Raw genomic sequence first — 14,760 nt, 5'->3', positions numbered from 1 at the left:
AGTTGAAGACAGGAAGATGGACAAGTTTTACCGTGTTGGCCAGGACGGCCGGAGTCCCCGATGAGTGCGCTCTCGATTCGCTCGGGGTTTATCGATCATCTCGGCATCGAGTTGGTGCGTGCCGAAGGCGGTGAGTCGGAACTGCGCCTTGCGCTGTCGTCGCAGCATTTCAATAGCTGGGAAGTCATGCACGGCGGTGTCGCGATGGCGCTGCTCGATGTGGCGATGAGTACGGCAAGCCGCAGCGTCGCCCCGCAGGGCACGGGTGTGGTGACGATCGAAATGAAGACGAGTTTCATGCAGCCTGGCGCGGGCGAGATGCGCGCATTCGGACGATTGCTGCATCGCTCGACGACGATGGCCTACTGCGAAGGCGAGGTGCGCGACGCCAGCGGTAAGCTCGTCGCCAAGGCAATGGGCACGTTCAAGTATCTGCGTCGTCTCGCTGTCGGACGAGACGTGCACGAGCAACGTCGACCGGACGAGCCGAGCGGGGACTGAGGTCTCCAGCGTCACAGTCGCTATTCACGTGGAGGAAGTCTCATGACGATCAATCGCCAGATTTTGCTGGTCTCCCGGCCGAAAGGGGAGGCCACACTCGACAACTTTCACCTGGCCGCCCCGGAATTGCCGGAACTCGGTGAGGGACAGGTGCTGGTCCGGAATTTCTATCTCTCGCTCGACCCTTACATGCGCGGTCGCATGAACGAAACCAAGTCTTATGCGCCGCCGCAGCCGCTGGACACGGTGATGATCGGCGCGACGGTCGGAGAGGTGATCGAGTCGCGCAACCCCGATTGGCAGCCGGGGGATGCTGTGACCGCCATGTTCGGCTGGCAGGAGTACGGGATTTCGGACGGCAGCAATTTGCGTCGTCTTCATGATTCGCGTGTGCCAATGAGCGCGTATCTCGGCGCTGCAGGCATGCCCGGAGTCACGGCGTGGTACGGGCTGAACCGGATCATTGCGCCGAAAGCGGGAGAGACGGTCGCGGTCAGCGCCGCGTCCGGGGCGGTGGGCAGTGTGGTGGGGCAACTGGCCAAGCGTGCAGGATGCCGGGTTGTCGGCATTGCCGGTGGCGAACAGAAATGCGCGTATGTCGTGGAAACACTGGGCTTCGACGCTTGTGTCGACTACAAGGCGGGCGATGTGTATCAGGCACTGCGCGACGCGGCGCCGGACGGTATCGACGGTTATTTCGAAAACGTTGGCGGCGCGGTGTTCGATGCAGTGTTGCGCAACCTGAACGCCCATTCGCGCGTTGCCCTGTGCGGCATGATCGCGGGCTACAACGGTGAGCCCATCCCGTTGAAATATCCGTCGCTGTTACTGACCCAGCGCGTGAAACTCGAAGGCTTCATCGTCACGGAGCATCTGGACGTCTGGCCGCAGGCGCTCAAGGCGTTGACTGACGCCATTGCTGCCGGTGAGTTGCGTTATCGCGAGACGATGTCCCAAGGTATCGAAAGCGCACCGTCCGCGTTCCTCGGTCTGCTCAAGGGGGAGAACTTCGGCAAGCAGATCGTGCGGCTGGTATAGCGAGCGTCATGACGCCCCGTGAGGCTTAGCGCTCGGCACTGCCGATTTCGAATCGGAAGTGCCGCAAGTCGCGTAATTCGTGGGAGGGCTGCGCCGGTGAGACGGTCGATTCCGTCACCTCCACCATGCCATCGCGGTGATAGCGTAGCAGTGTGGTGCACCGTGTTCCGTACGCGGGAGACGCGATGAACGCCGCCGATAGCGTTTTTTCCCACTCGCGTGTGACGCCCGTCTCCGGGAGCGTGTCATCGGCGGCTTCGTTCGCATCGCGCATGATCGTCAGCAGCGTCAGATCGTCGGCGGTGTTCTCGAGCGCATCGCGTAGCGCATGGCGACGGCTGACCAGCTTCGGCCACGGCGTATCGAGCAGGGCGTTCGACAGCCCGTGATACCCCGGCGTGACCGGCGTGACCGGGTGCGCGACGGGCCATGACGCCGAAGCGCGACTGCCGTTCGTGTCGCGATTGCCCAGCCAGTAGAGCTTGCCCGCGGGCAAATCACCGGCAAGCAGATTGAAGCCGGCGTACTCGTGGGCGTGCTTTTCGATGCGCGTCAAATCGTCATCGAACGAGGTGGCATCGAGCATTGCGGACACCAGCAGGCCACGTGAGGGCGTGCCTTTCGGTGCCATCGGGGCGCGGCCGTCGCGGAAGTTGGTCAGCGCGGCAAAGCGGCCGTCGCGATGGATGCCCATCCACGTCCCGCCCCCTCGCAAATCCCGTCCGGCCAACACTTCCGGGCGGTCCGACCACCAATGCATCGGTTCGGCGGGGCGCTCGAAGAACTCGTCACGATTGGCGAGAAGCACGAGCGGCGTAGCGGCGTCAGGCTGCCAGGAGAAGACGATCAGACACATGGAGCGAGGGGCGCTGGGACATCGACGAAACACTCGACGTGACGCTCGCCTTCGAGCCACGCCACAAGGCCGCACTCCGTCACCATGGTCGGCAGGGCCGCTAGGAAAGCCGCGTCGATGTCGTCGTAGCGTTCCATCCACGTGACCTGCCCATTGGCGACGTCGTTCACCGAGGCGTCGGCGCGCGTTTGAAGCCGCCCGACGATGCCGAAGCGCGAGGCCGTCAACGCAAAGAGTTGCGTGACGGCTAATCGGGCGGCAGCGGCGTGGGTTGTCGAGACGCGATAGTAGACGTAGCAGTCCATCGTCAGACGCGTGGGCGGCCGGATCAGGAGGCTGCCGCCGACGATGCGGGCGTCTCTGTCGGATCGATGATCTCGTACGGAAGCTCGGCGAATACCAGCGCGGGGCCGTCGGCAGCGCCAAGGCGAACGTCGTTCGCTTCGCGCGCGGCCAGCTTCAGCTCGACGAGCAGATCGAAGCCGCCGTTCGGCGCCGGCGATGCCTGCACGACCATGCCGCAAGGCTGGTCCGGATCGCTCGTCTCGACCAGTTCCTGCCCGGCCTGCGGCTGCACGCCGTCGAGATGCGCCAGATGCAACCGGCGTTTGATCGTGCCGCGATACTGGCTGCGGGCAACGACTTCCTGCCCCGGATAGCAGCCCTTGCGGAAGTTCACGCCTCCGACCACCTCCCAGTTGATCATCTGCGGCACGAACTGTTCCTGCGTCGCGGTCGTGACGCGCGCCACGCCGCTATGCACGTCGAGCCATGCAGCGAACGCCGGATCGACGGCAACGACGCCATCGGCTTGCACCAGTGCGTTCCAGACATCGACGGCTTGCGCAACAGGCACGCTCCAGAGGTAACGCGACAGCGAGCGAGCCGTACCGGCTTCGGGCAGTCGGATCAGGCTGGTGGCAATGGCCGGCGCGTCGCCCAGGGTGGCGTGCACCGCCGCCAGGGCGGCTGCCGGCAACGTCGGGAACGTGCGGGCGAGTACCGCTTCGGCGGCGGGGCCACCGACCTGGAACAGTACATGCGTGGCGGCGCCGTCGGTCAGCCTGGCTTTGGCGCGAAGTACGAACATCGACAGACGCTTCTGAACGGCGGCCTGCACGGCGGCGTCGCTGGCGAGATAGATCGTGGCGTCGGGCGACGTGTCTCGCCACATCAGGAAGGTCGCCAGCAGGCGGCCCTTGGCCGAGCAATAACCCGCCAGACGCGCTTGCACCGGCGAAAGGCGCTCGACGTCGTTGGTCAACTGCCCGTGCAGGAACGCGGCCGCATCGGGCCCGTTCACGGCGATCAGGCCGGTGTCGTCCGCCAGCGCGACGAAGCTGCCCGAGCGTAGTGCATCGAACTGCGCGGCGCGGGCGTCGGGGGAGATATCGGAAGGGGAAGCGGCTGCCGCGTGCGGCAGAAGGTCACGCCATTGGGAGGTCATAAACGAAAGTGCCTGTCAATCTGTGAGGGTTCGGCAAGTCAAAGTATTATATTGGGTCTTCCGCCAGGACGTGCGAGCGCGGTTCGACGTGCAAAATACGCTTCTCGAACCCGTTGTCGTCGCATCGGTCCGGCCGACGAGTCCCCCGAACCCGCTGCCGCCGTCAGGTGGCTTATCCAGCAATTCATGTCTTTCATCAAACGTCTGTTTGTACTGTTGATTGTCGCTGCACTGGCGGCAGGCGGCGCGTTCTATTACTGGGCACAGGCACCGCTGCAATTGGGCAAGCCGACGCTCGACGTCACGATCAAACCCTATAGCTCGGTGCGCAGCGTCGCCACCCAGTTGCGCTCGGGCGGTGTGCCTGTGCATCCGCTGCTGTTCAATCTGCTCGCCCGCGTGATGGATGTGGGCACCCGACTGAAATCGGGCAACTACGAGTTCGCGACCGGCATTACGCCGATGGAACTGATGGACAAGCTCGCGCGCGGCGATGTGAACCAGTACGTCGTGACGATCATCGAGGGCTGGACGTTCAGGAAAATGCGTGCCGAGATCGACGCGAATCCGGCACTGCGTCACGACACGGCCGGTTTGCCGGACGCCGACCTGATGCAACTCGTGGGCGCAGATCGCGCAGAGGCCGAGGGCATGTTCTTCCCCGACACGTACCTTTTTCCGAAAGGCACGAGCGATATCGATATTTACAAGCGCGCCTTTCGCCTGATGCAGAAGCGTCTGGACGAAGCCTGGGCCGCCCGCGCACCGGGGTTGCCGTACACCACGCCGTATGAGGCGCTTATCATGGCCTCACTGGTCGAGAAAGAGACGGGGCAGGCGGTGGAGCGGGGACAGGTCGCGGCGGTGTTCGTCAATCGATTGCGCAAACGCATGCTGTTGCAGACCGATCCGACGGTGATCTACGGCATGGGCGATCTGTACACGGGACGCCTGCGCAAGCGCGATTTGCAGACGGATACCCCCTTCAACACCTATACGCGGGCGGGATTGCCCCCGACGCCGATCGCGCTGCCCGGGGTGGCGTCGCTCGCCGCGGCGCTGAATCCCGCCGCGACCGATGCCCTGTACTTCGTGGCGCGCGGCGATGGCACGAGTCATTTTTCGACCAATCTTCAGGAGCACAATCGCGCCGTGGACAAATATCAGCGAGGTGAGCAATGACGCAGTCCTCTGAGGCGCCGGCAGCGGTGCCGGGCAAATTCGTGACTTTCGAAGGCATCGACGGCGCGGGCAAGAGCACGCACGTCAACGCCTTTGTCGACGCCCTGCGTCAGGGGCTGGCCACCGTGGGACGCGATGTCGTCGCCACGCGCGAACCGGGCGGCACACCGCTGGGTGAAGCGTTGCGCAAGCTCGTGCTCGACGAGCCGATGGATCTCGAAACCGAAGCGCTATTGATGTTTGCCGGCCGTCGGGAGCATCTGGCCAAGGTCATCGAGCCGGCGCTGGCTCGCGGCGACTGGGTCGTCTCGGACCGTTTCACCGACGCGACGTTCGCCTATCAGGGCGGCGGGCGTGGCTTGTCGCGCGATAAGCTGTCGATCCTCGAACGTTGGGTGCAGGGGGCGCGTCAGCCCGATCTGACGATTCTTTTCGACCTCGATCCGGCCATCGCCGCCGCGCGGCTCGCCGGTGCGCGTGCGCCCGACAAGTTCGAGCGCGAATCGGCCGCGTTTTTCACACGGGTGCGTGAAGAATATCTGCGCCGCGCGGCGGAATCGGGCGGACGCATTGTGCTGATCGACGCTGCGCAAAGCATCGAGGCGATCGCGGAACAACTCGCGAACGTATTCGCCAAGTTGGGACTGCCGGGACATTAAATGCCCGGCGCCCGCCGGTGCGCGCATAATCCGGTTGTGATGCGCGTTGGCTGGGGGGAGTGACCTGGTAGCGGGAACCTCCGGCGACCTCCGATCCGACCTGACGTCACGTACCGGCGCACTTCAAGTCCCTGAGGGGCTCGACGCTTAAGGTATCGCGCATCGTCTGCAACCATTGCATTACCCGGCCAAGGAGCCCACATGCTGTATCCGTGGCAGTCACAGGACTGGACACGCCTTAACGATCTGCGCGCCCAGATGCCGCACGCGCTGCTGTTGCAAGCCGTGCCGGGCATTGGTGAAGTCGCGCTCGCCCGCACGTTTGCGCAAGGCTTGCTATGCGAATCGCCGCGCGCGGACCATCTTCCCTGCGGTACCTGTGGCGCATGCCAGTGGTTTGCCAGCGGCAACCATCCGGACTTCCGCGTGATTTGCCCGGAAGCGCTGGCCGAGACGTTGCCCGGCGCTGAAGCGCGTGCGGAAGCCGACGGCGAAAAGAAGACCAAGACCCCCAGTAAGGAAATCAAGATCGAGCAGGTGCGTGAAGTGATCGACTTCGCTAGCCTCGGTTCGCATCGTCAGGGGCGTCGCGTCGTGCTGCTGTATCCGGCCGAATCGCTCAATATCCACGCGGCGAATGCACTGCTCAAGACACTTGAAGAACCACCGGAAGGTGTGGTTTTTCTGCTGGTGACGACGCAGCCGGATCGGCTGCTGCCCACGATTTTGTCGCGATGCCGCCGTCTGGTGCTCACGCGACCGGACGCCGCACAGGCCACGCAATGGCTCATGGGGGAAGCCGGTCTCGACGCCGCGACCGCTGCCGCCGTGCTCGCCGAGGCCGGGGGCGCGCCGCTGGCGGCACGCTCGCTGGCGGAACCGGAGGAGCGCGGCTGGCGTGACTGGTTGCTCGGGCAATTGGCGCAGGGCGGTGCCATCGACACGTTCGCCTGTGCCGAGCAACTGCACAAGGGCAGTTTGCCTGGCGTTCTGGAGACGTTGCAACGCTGGTGTTTCGACGTGCTCGCCGAACGCATGGCCGGTACGGTGCGCTTTTTCCCCGGCCAGTCGCAGGCGCTGCGTCGCTGCGGCGACGCAACCGACGACGTCCGGTTGCTGGGCTTTCTGCGCGAACTGGCGCAACAGCGTCAGGTGCAGAATCATCCGCTCAACACGCGGGTGCTGCTCGAAGCGCTTTTCCTGCAATACAAACAGTTGTTCGGCGCACAAGCATCCCTTTGATGCCGCAGACCGGCAACCGATCGCACATCATGTTCATCGATTCGCACTGTCATATCAATTTCCCGGAACTGGCCGAGCAGATGCCGGACTTGCTCGCGCGCATGCGTGAGAACAAGGTCAGCCACGCGCTTTGCGTCAGCGTCGATCTGCCCACGTTGCCGCAAGTGCTGGCAATCGCCGCGCAGCACGAGAATGTCTATGCCTCTGTCGGCGTGCATCCCGACTATGAGGACACGCCCGAGCCGAGCGTGGACGACCTCGTGCGTCTGGCGGCCACGCCGAAGGTCGTGGCCATTGGCGAAACGGGACTCGATTACTACCGCCTGGAAGGCCGCAGCATCGAGGATATGGAGTGGCAGCGCGAGCGTTTTCGGACCCACATTCGCGCTGCCCGCGCCACGCGCAAACCCCTGATCATCCATACGCGTTCGGCTGCAGACGACACGCTGCGCCTCATGCGCGAAGAAGCGGCGGGGGAGCCGGCCGGTGTGATGCACTGCTTCACCGAGAGCTGGGACGTCGCCAAAGGCGCACTCGATCAGAATTTCTACATCTCGTTTTCGGGCATCGTTACGTTCAAAAGCGCGCGCGATTTGCAGGATGTCGCGCGCCGCGTGCCGCTCGAACGTATGCTGATCGAGACGGACTCGCCGTATCTCGCACCGGTGCCGTATCGCGGCAAGCTAAATCAACCGGGCTACGTGCGTCATGTCGCGGAGTTCATCGCCGATCTGCGCGGCGAGCCGTTGCAGAAAATCGCCGAAGCGACGACGGAGAATTTTTTTCGTCTTTTCTCGAGCGCGAAACACTGAAATCGCCACCCCCTCACGCGGTGAGATTGAACTCGCGTCGGTGGCACGATTCGAATCGACGCGATACGGTGGCGACTGGCCCATTGACTGACTGCCCGCCGGCATTTCGCCGAGTGCCCAGACGAATTCCCAGAACTACCGACAGGAGAGCCCGATGCGCAAATTTTTGATGGTCCGAGTGCTTACGCTGCTGAGCGTGTTGTGGTTGACGGCATGCGCCACAGCCGCGACTTCCAACACCGCACTGGTCAAAGCGGTTGTGTTCGACGACACCCGGGCCGTTCAGGAGGCCCTCAAGGCTGGCGTCGATCCGAATACGAGAGACGAGAAGGGCGATCCGCTGCTCGTCATTGCGATGCGTGAAAAGTCGGTGGGCGTTGCGAAACTGCTGATCGAAGATAAGCGCACGGATCTCGAGGCGACCAATCGATCTGGCGAGAACGCGATGATGCTCGCGTCGCTGCAAGGCCTCACGCCGATGGTGAAGCTGTTGATCGACAAGGATGCCGAAGTCAACAAAAAGGGATGGACGCCGCTGCATTACGCCGCGACCAACGGCCATGACGACATTGTGCAGATGCTGCTTGACGCCTCAGCCTATGTCGACGCCGAGTCGCCCAACGGCACCACGCCACTCATGATGGCCGCGCGCGGTGGCCACATTACCACCTGTAAGGTCTTGCTCGATGGCGGTGCGGACGTCCGTCTGAAGAACGAACAGAAAATGACGGCGGTCGATTTCGCCAGGCAATCCAACCAGAGGGAAATCGCCGACGGGCTGCGCAAGCGTATCGCACAACTCCCGCCGTTGCCCGCGCCGCAAAAGTCACCGACCAAGTAACGACATACGGTGTCTCGCGGCCACGCCGTGGCCGGTCATGGCGTGTCGCGCGGCGCGCCATGACGGCCGGCGCCGCTGAGAAACGCGCGAGCGCCGGCAATGCCTTCCGAAAACACCACCGAATGTCCGGCGGCGCCTTCGCGCTGCAATGCGGCTTCCAACGGTAAATCCCACTGCGCGTAGGCTGCTCGCCGGTCGGCGCGCAGCGCGCCCTGCGGCAACTCCGCCAGTTGCTGGGCAAGGGCGAGTGCCCCCTGAAGGGCCATGCCCTCCGGCACCAGCCGGTTCACGAGACCGATTTCGTAAGCCTCCTGTGCGCCCACCGCGCGCCCCGTCAGGATCATGTCGAGTGCCCGGCTCATGCCGATCAGGCGGGGCAGACGCACGGTGCCGCCGTCGATGAGCGGTACGCCGAAGCGGCGGCAGAAGACGCCGAACGTTGCCGAATCGTCCGCCACACGCAGGTCGCACCAAAGCGCCAGTTCCAGTCCGCCCGCGACCGCGTGACCGCTGATGGCCGCGATGACGGGCTTATCCAGATGGCGTCGGGTTAGCCCCATCGGTCCGTCGCCGCTGCCGTCGGGCGTCACGACGTTGCGGCGCTCGGGATCGTCGAAGGCGCTCAGGTCAGCCCCTGCGCAGAATGCGGCACCCTTGCCGCACAGCACGGCGACGCGCGCCTTTTCGTCCCGTTCGAAGGCAAGCAGTGCGTCGCGCAACGCGGCGGCCATCTCCCGGTCGACCGCGTTGCGGCGCGTCGGCCTCGCGAGCGTGACAAGGGTCACGGGCCCGTGGGTTTCGACTTCGATACACGGGGCGGTCGCAGAAGTGGAAGCGCGTCGGCTCATGGCAGTCTCCTGAGGGCGTCTTGCGCCGCCTTCCTGCCTCATGCAAAACAGGGTGATGCCATCACGTCGTCGGTCAGGCGGTCAGACAATCTGGCAGTCAGGCGGCGGCGGGTTGAGGGCAGCGCAGCAGCGCCGGGGTTGCGACCGCCGGCGCGCGCAGATCGGCAATGAAACGGTCGCGCCACGTCGACAGGTCGTGACTGCGCAATGCCGTCATCATGCTCTCGTGGCGCGACTGGCGCTCGGACAGCGACATATTCAGGGCGGAGCGCAAGGCCTCGGCCATCCCGTCGATGTCGTAGGGATTGACGATCAGTGCGCCATCGAGTTCCTGCGCCGCGCCTGCGAAACAGGACAGCACAAGCACGCCGGGATCGGCGGGATCTTGCGAGGCGACGTACTCCTTCGCGACGAGGTTCATGCCGTCGCGCAACGGTGTGACGTACCCCACTTGCGACGCCCGGAAGAACGACATCAGTACCTCGTGATCGTAGCGCTTGTTGATGTAGCGCAGCGGCGTCCATGCAAGATCGGAGAATCGACCGTTGATGTGGCCGGCCTCCGTCTCCAACTGGCGTCGAATCTCGCCGTAGCCCGCCACGTCCGACCGGCTCGGCGGCGCGACCTGCACGAAGCTCACCGTGCCCTGTTGATTCGGCCAGAGTTCCAGTAATCGCTCGAACGCACGAAACCGCTCCAGCATTCCCTTCGAATAGTCGAGCCGATCCACGCTCATGATCAGCTTGCGCGCCTGCAAGCCTTGCTTGAGATCGAGGATGTGTTTGACGGTCGCGCGCGCGGTCGCCTGCTTCTGGATTTCGTCCGGATAGACGCCGATGGGGTAGACGCCAGTGCGCAGCGTGCGTCCATAGGCGGTCATCGTGCCGTCGCTGTTCGCCGTCGCGCCGGCGTGTCGCAACAGGTAGTCGGTAAACGCCGTACGGTCGGTTTCAGTCTGGAAACCGACGAGATCGTATTCGCACATCGCCCGCACGAGCGCTTCGTGAGGCGGTACGGTCATGAGCACTTGCGGTGACGGAAAGGGGATATGGAGGAAGAAGCCCAGCCGTTGCTGGACGCCGATCTGACGGCACGCCTGGGCGAATGGCAGCAGATGGTAGTCGTGCACCCATATCAGATCGTCGCGCTCGAGCAGCGGAGCGAGCAACGCGGCGAAGCGGGCGTTGACGTGACGATACCCGTTGTACTCGTCGCGTTGGTAGCGCGTGAGGTCGTCGCGATAGTGAAACGTCGGCCACAGGGTCGCGTTCGAGAAGCCGCGATAGTAGGTGTTGTAGTCGCGGCGCGTGAGCGGCACGGTGGCAAACGTGACGTTGTTGCGGTGCGCGATTTCCGGCGCGCTGGCCGGCTCCGCGTCGATTTCACCGTTCCAGCCGAACCACATGCCTCCGGTGTCCTTGAGCGCGTCGAACACCCCGATGGCCAGACCGCCAGCCGTCGGTTTGCCCTCCGTCATGGGGGCGACCCGGTTCGACACGATGACTAAGCGACTCATACGTCTGTCTCCTGTGAGGATTGGCGCGGGGCGGGCGATGCGGGGGCAGACGGGCGATGCAACGTCAGCAGCCAGGCGGTGAGCGCCTCGGGGGTTGGCAGACGATGGCGCGCGCACGTTTGCCCGTCGCCGATCTTGATCGTGATGCCGCCTAACGCATTCACGTCGGCGAAACCGGCCTCGTCGGTCAGGTCGTCGCCGGCAAAGAGCGGTGTGCGACCGGCGAACGGGCCTTCTTGCAGAAGTGCAGTGATCGCGCGTCCTTTACTGACGTGGCGTGGGCGCAATTCGAAGACGAGCTTTCCCGGTTGCAGGGCGAAATGCTCGGCGTGCAGTTCGGCCAGCGCGCGCATGGTGTCGCGCGCCACCCCTGCCAGTTCGGGCGCGCCGCGATAGTGCAATGCGAGCGCGCTGCCCTTGTTCTCCAGCAGCAAGCCCGGATGCTGGGCGACAAGCGCCTGCAACGGTGCTGCCATCGCGGCGATCCGCTCGGTGTCGGCGGCATGGCCTGCGGCGCGCAGGAGTTGACCGTCGGCATGCCGGATTTCGGCGCCGTGCAGACCGGCAGCAGGCAAGCGCAACGGGGCGAGCAGCCCGTCGATGTCGTCGATGGCCCGCCCGGAGACCACGGCGACGGCGCCATTCGCACGCTCGAACAGGCTGGCGAGCACGCGGGCGGTGTCGCGCGGCAGCTTGACGGCATCGGGACGTGGGGCCAGCGGCGCGAGCGTGCCGTCCAGATCGAAAAAGAATGCCACCTTGGTAACGTCGACGGCATGCGTGTCGGCGGGCGTCGTCACGGGCGACATGTCAGGCGATTCGGCCTGAGTCGGCGAGGCGGGAAAGGAAGACGCTAGGGGTTGCATGGCACTCCGTCGCTGTCGTGCCGCAGGTCGACAGGTCGTTCCAGGGCCAGCAAATGGGCTAGGGAGTGGGCAGACGAGGCGTGACGCGCGGCGGTTTGATGGGCGGGAGCGCGGTCATCCGCGCGGATGAATTCATCCTAATCCTTCAAAAAGCGACAAGACGTCGTCTTATGTATGAAATTCTTGTCGGACGGCACTGACACGCAGCGGAAAGGTAAGTGGGTATTGAATATGAGAATCGTTTGCAATAACATGCGCTAATTGCCGCATAGTGCTCCATTAAGGAAGTGCGGCACGGCACACTTGCCACGCGCGCGCCACCACTGGCGAACGGACGTGCGTCGGACGACAACAATGATGAAAAGACTGTGGTTTCAGTTGCACTGGTGCTTCGGCATTACGGCCGGGCTGGTGCTGGCAGTGGTCGGCCTGACCGGCGCGCTGCTGTCGTATTACGAAGAACTTACCCGCGCTTTCAGCCCGGGGGTCATGACGGTGGCGGTGCCCGACGCGGCGACCTCGGCTCGACTTCCGGTGCCCGAACTGGTCTCCCGCGTGCATGAGGCCGTGCCGGATCGGCGCATTCTGCTCATGACGGTGATGCGTGCGCCCGAAGATGCCGTCGGGGTGCGCCTGTCGATCGACGACGGTACGCGTGGCGAAACGTACTTCGTCGATCCGTACACCGGGCAGATGCTCGGGCGTTCGCAGGCGGACGTCGTTTTCCGGTTCATCATGGACATTCACCGTTTCCTGACGGTGGACGGCATCGGCAAACAGATCACTGCTGCGGCGACGCTGTTGTTGTTTCTGCTGGCGCTCAGCGGTTTGTATCTGCGCTGGCCACGCCGTATCGGCAACTGGCGTGCGTGGTTCCACATCGATTTCAAAAAGCGTGGCCGGCCTTTCCTCTGGAATTTGCACGCCGTGATCGGCACCGTTGTACTCGTGCCTTATTTGCTTAGCGCGACCACGGGCCTGTATTGGTCGTACGACTGGTGGCGCGGCATGCTGTTCTCGATCGCCGGCGTTGCACAACCGGTGCGCAATCGCGCGCCGGAAAAGCCGAAGACTGCGATGTCTGGGGAGAAAAAGAAAGCGCTCCCGGATCTGGCGTCGACGCCCCCGGACGAGATCGACACGGTGTGGGAAAGCTTCACGGCGCGTGTGCCGGATTACACCAAAGTCTATTTGCGACCGTCGCAAAAGCCCGGCGGCCCGCTGCAAATGACGTGGCTCGACAAGACCGTGCCGCATGAACGGGCGTTCAGCCGCATGGATATCGAGCCGGCGTCCGGCGCCATTCGCAATGAAGAGCGATATGCGCAGAAGACGACGGGCGGCCAGTTGATGACGAGCATCTACGCCCTGCATCGTGGCAGCTTCTTTGGCACGCCTGGCATCATCGTCATGATGCTGTCGAGCCTGATGATGCCGGTGTTCTTCGTCACCGGCTGGATGCTGTATCTCGACCGTCGCAAGAAGAAGCGCGCACTGGCGGCGGCACGTCCGACGGCGCCGACGAAGGGCGAAGCGGCCGCCTCGTTCGCGGACGATGGCGTGCTGATCGGCTATGCGAGCCAGAGCGGTGTTGCGGAAGGGCTGGCCTGGCAGACGGCGGGCATGCTGCAAGGGGCGGGCGTTCCGGCGCAGATTCAGCCGCTCGCGCGTATCGGGCAGGCGCAACTCGGCGCGGCCAAACGGGCGTTGTTCATCGTCAGCACGTTCGGCGATGGCGAGCCGCCCGACAGCGCCCGCCGCTTCTCGCAACAATTGATGAATCAGGCGCTGGCGTTGCCCAAACTGCGTTTCGCAATGCTCTCGCTCGGCGACAGCCATTACGACACATTCTGCGGGTTCGGACGCAAGCTCGATGGCTGGCTGCGTGCGCAGGGAGGTGTCGCGGCATTCGAGCCTATCGAGGTCGACCGGGGCGATCCCGGCGCATGGGCGCGCTGGCAGGAACGATTGGGTGAGTGGCTGGGCCGCCCGCTGGTGGCGTCGAAGGCTGACGACGGCCCGCGTTTCCAGTCGTGGACACTGGCCGAGCGTGAAGTGCTCAACCCGGGCAGCACCGGTTTGCCTGCCTACCATCTGGCGTTCACGCCGCCGCAAGGCGCGAAGTGGGTCGCCAGCGATCTGGTCGAGGTACTGCCGCGTCACGCGGCCGAGCGTATCGACACCTTCCTCGCGGGAAGCGTCTGGGCGCCCGATGTACGGGTGAGCGTGGCCGGTCGCGAGGCATTGCTGGGCGACGCCCTGCGTGAGCGTGTGTTGCCCGACGCGGCGCCGCCGGCGGGCGTCGATTTACAGGACTGGCTGTCGCGTCTGGCGCTGTTGCCGGCGCGGGAGTATTCCATCGCGTCGACGCAGGACGAAGGCAAGCTCATGTTGCTCGTGCGTCAGACACGTAACCCCGACGGCACGCTCGGCCTCGGCTCCGGCTGGCTTACGCACGGGGCGGCGCTGGGCGAGGGTGTGACGATGCGCGTGCGTTCGAACCCGGGTTTCCATGGGCCGCTCGGCGCGGGCGGCATGATCCTGATCGGTAACGGCACGGGACTCGCCGGACTACGCGCCCATCTTTCGGCGCGAATTGCTCAGGGACATGTCCGCAATTGGCTGATCTTCGGCGAGCGTCAGGCAAGCCACGACGCCTTCCACGACGCCACATTGCGGGCGTGGCAGGCACAGGGCGGCATCGCGCGGCTCGACCGCATCTATTCGCGCGACCAGGTTGAGCGCGTCTACGTGCAGGACCACGTGCGCCGCTCGGCACAAGCCATTGCGCAGTGGGTGGCCGACGGCGCCTCCATTTATGTATGCGGCAGTCTGGCCGGCATGGCGCCGGCGGTCGATGCGGCGCTGGCCGATGCCATCGGCGCCGACACGCTGCTCGAACTCTCGGCGCAGGGCCGGTATCGTCGTGACATCTATTAGACGGACACCGAT

At 64.4% G+C, this 14,760-nt stretch carries 14 protein-coding genes; 8 read left to right on the top strand and 6 right to left on the bottom strand.

All coding sequences use genetic code 11. The annotated features are described in order from the left end of the window. Nucleotides 1-60 precede the first annotated feature (60 nt). Both PAN31108_RS01415 and PAN31108_RS01410 read left to right on the top strand, forming a co-directional pair. Nucleotides 61-501 carry a PaaI family thioesterase gene (locus PAN31108_RS01415; RefSeq protein ID WP_150667115.1) on the top strand — a complete coding sequence of 147 codons (441 nt, stop codon included), beginning with the start codon at nt 61-63 and terminating at the stop codon, nt 499-501. Nucleotides 502-543: 42 nt separating this feature from the next. Then, nucleotides 544-1,539 (top strand): NADP-dependent oxidoreductase, encoded by a 996-nt coding sequence (locus PAN31108_RS01410; protein ID WP_150667114.1) that lies wholly within the window; start codon nt 544-546, stop codon nt 1,537-1,539. Between the two features lie 25 nt (nt 1,540-1,564). Here PAN31108_RS01410 and PAN31108_RS01405 read toward each other — a convergent pair whose 3' ends face one another. Genes PAN31108_RS01405 through ygfZ form a run of 3 tightly spaced genes read right to left on the bottom strand, consistent with a single transcriptional unit; the run spans nt 1,565 to nt 3,842 of the window. After that, a complete protein-coding gene (locus tag PAN31108_RS01405) occupies nt 1,565-2,395 on the bottom strand; it encodes an NRDE family protein (protein WP_150667113.1) in 831 nt (276 codons plus the stop codon). Next, the gene (locus PAN31108_RS01400; RefSeq protein WP_150667112.1) at nt 2,386-2,700 is read right to left on the bottom strand and encodes a DUF4936 family protein; all 315 of its coding nucleotides are present in this window, start codon (nt 2,698-2,700) and stop codon (nt 2,386-2,388) included. The genes PAN31108_RS01405 and PAN31108_RS01400 overlap by 10 nt, the downstream gene beginning before the upstream one ends. A 23-nt stretch (nt 2,701-2,723) precedes the next feature. After that, complete coding sequence (ygfZ, locus tag PAN31108_RS01395; protein ID WP_150667111.1) at nt 2,724-3,842, bottom strand: CAF17-like 4Fe-4S cluster assembly/insertion protein YgfZ; 1,119 nt, start codon at nt 3,840-3,842, stop codon at nt 2,724-2,726. Between the two features lie 186 nt (nt 3,843-4,028). Here ygfZ and mltG point away from each other — a divergent pair, with 186 nt between their 5' ends. The 5 genes from mltG (at nt 4,029) to PAN31108_RS01370 (ending at nt 8,578) form a co-directional block, all read left to right on the top strand. Continuing rightward, on the top strand, nt 4,029-5,024 hold the full coding sequence (gene mltG / locus PAN31108_RS01390; RefSeq protein WP_150667110.1) for an endolytic transglycosylase MltG: 996 nt from the start codon (nt 4,029-4,031) through the stop codon (nt 5,022-5,024). After that, nucleotides 5,021-5,683: a dTMP kinase gene (gene tmk / locus PAN31108_RS01385; RefSeq protein ID WP_150667109.1), complete on the top strand. Its 663-nt coding sequence runs from the start codon at nt 5,021-5,023 to the stop codon at nt 5,681-5,683. Before mltG ends, tmk begins: the two co-directional genes overlap by 4 nt. A gap of 201 nt (nt 5,684-5,884) precedes the next feature. Beyond that, nucleotides 5,885-6,925, top strand: a complete 1,041-nt coding sequence (holB, locus tag PAN31108_RS01380) for a DNA polymerase III subunit delta' (protein WP_150667108.1) — start codon at nt 5,885-5,887, stop codon at nt 6,923-6,925. Nucleotides 6,926-6,954: 29 nt separating this feature from the next. Continuing rightward, nucleotides 6,955-7,737, top strand: a complete 783-nt coding sequence (locus PAN31108_RS01375; RefSeq protein WP_150667107.1) for a TatD family hydrolase — start codon at nt 6,955-6,957, stop codon at nt 7,735-7,737. Between the two features lie 154 nt (nt 7,738-7,891). Next, complete coding sequence (locus PAN31108_RS01370) at nt 7,892-8,578, top strand: ankyrin repeat domain-containing protein (RefSeq protein ID WP_150667106.1); 687 nt, start codon at nt 7,892-7,894, stop codon at nt 8,576-8,578. 35 nt (nt 8,579-8,613) lie between these two features. On the opposite strand, the gene PAN31108_RS01365 is transcribed toward PAN31108_RS01370, so the two are convergent. The 3 genes from PAN31108_RS01365 to otsB all read right to left on the bottom strand — a co-directional run bounded on the left by PAN31108_RS01365 (nt 8,614) and on the right by otsB (nt 11,751). After that, nucleotides 8,614-9,426, bottom strand: a complete 813-nt coding sequence (locus tag PAN31108_RS01365; RefSeq protein WP_150667105.1) for a crotonase/enoyl-CoA hydratase family protein — start codon at nt 9,424-9,426, stop codon at nt 8,614-8,616. Nucleotides 9,427-9,523: 97 nt separating this feature from the next. After that, complete coding sequence (gene otsA / locus PAN31108_RS01360) at nt 9,524-10,942, bottom strand: alpha,alpha-trehalose-phosphate synthase (UDP-forming) (protein WP_150667104.1); 1,419 nt, start codon at nt 10,940-10,942, stop codon at nt 9,524-9,526. Further along, nucleotides 10,939-11,751 carry a trehalose-phosphatase gene (gene otsB, locus PAN31108_RS01355; RefSeq protein ID WP_150667103.1) on the bottom strand — a complete coding sequence of 271 codons (813 nt, stop codon included), beginning with the start codon at nt 11,749-11,751 and terminating at the stop codon, nt 10,939-10,941. Before otsB ends, otsA begins: the two co-directional genes overlap by 4 nt. 411 nt (nt 11,752-12,162) lie before the next feature. Between otsB and PAN31108_RS01350 the strand changes: the two genes are divergently transcribed. Continuing rightward, nucleotides 12,163-14,748, top strand: a complete 2,586-nt coding sequence (locus PAN31108_RS01350) for a PepSY domain-containing protein (RefSeq protein ID WP_150667102.1) — start codon at nt 12,163-12,165, stop codon at nt 14,746-14,748. Nucleotides 14,749-14,760 lie beyond the last annotated feature (12 nt).

It is taken from the genome of Pandoraea anhela (assembly GCF_902459655.1).
Taxonomy (GTDB): Bacteria; Pseudomonadota; Gammaproteobacteria; order Burkholderiales; family Burkholderiaceae; genus Pandoraea; species Pandoraea anhela.
This window is presented reverse-complemented; position numbering and strand designations above follow the sequence as displayed.

What these genes read in the sequence shown, in the direction of transcription:
- PAN31108_RS01415 (WP_150667115.1), top strand. Translation starts at nt 61, where the DNA reads ATGAGTGCGCTCTCGATTCGCTCGGGGTTTATCGATCATCTCGGCATC.
- PAN31108_RS01410 (WP_150667114.1), top strand. Translation starts at nt 544, where the DNA reads ATGACGATCAATCGCCAGATTTTGCTGGTCTCCCGGCCGAAAGGGGAG.
- PAN31108_RS01405 (WP_150667113.1), bottom strand. Translation starts at nt 2,395, where the DNA reads ATGTGTCTGATCGTCTTCTCCTGGCAGCCTGACGCCGCTACGCCGCTC.
- PAN31108_RS01400 (WP_150667112.1), bottom strand. Translation starts at nt 2,700, where the DNA reads ATGGACTGCTACGTCTACTATCGCGTCTCGACAACCCACGCCGCTGCC.
- ygfZ (WP_150667111.1), bottom strand. Translation starts at nt 3,842, where the DNA reads ATGACCTCCCAATGGCGTGACCTTCTGCCGCACGCGGCAGCCGCTTCC.
- mltG (WP_150667110.1), top strand. Translation starts at nt 4,029, where the DNA reads ATGTCTTTCATCAAACGTCTGTTTGTACTGTTGATTGTCGCTGCACTG.
- tmk (WP_150667109.1), top strand. Translation starts at nt 5,021, where the DNA reads ATGACGCAGTCCTCTGAGGCGCCGGCAGCGGTGCCGGGCAAATTCGTG.
- holB (WP_150667108.1), top strand. Translation starts at nt 5,885, where the DNA reads ATGCTGTATCCGTGGCAGTCACAGGACTGGACACGCCTTAACGATCTG.
- PAN31108_RS01375 (WP_150667107.1), top strand. Translation starts at nt 6,955, where the DNA reads ATGTTCATCGATTCGCACTGTCATATCAATTTCCCGGAACTGGCCGAG.
- PAN31108_RS01370 (WP_150667106.1), top strand. Translation starts at nt 7,892, where the DNA reads ATGCGCAAATTTTTGATGGTCCGAGTGCTTACGCTGCTGAGCGTGTTG.
- PAN31108_RS01365 (WP_150667105.1), bottom strand. Translation starts at nt 9,426, where the DNA reads ATGAGCCGACGCGCTTCCACTTCTGCGACCGCCCCGTGTATCGAAGTC.
- otsA (WP_150667104.1), bottom strand. Translation starts at nt 10,942, where the DNA reads ATGAGTCGCTTAGTCATCGTGTCGAACCGGGTCGCCCCCATGACGGAG.
- otsB (WP_150667103.1), bottom strand. Translation starts at nt 11,751, where the DNA reads ATGTCGCCCGTGACGACGCCCGCCGACACGCATGCCGTCGACGTTACC.
- PAN31108_RS01350 (WP_150667102.1), top strand. Translation starts at nt 12,163, where the DNA reads ATGATGAAAAGACTGTGGTTTCAGTTGCACTGGTGCTTCGGCATTACG.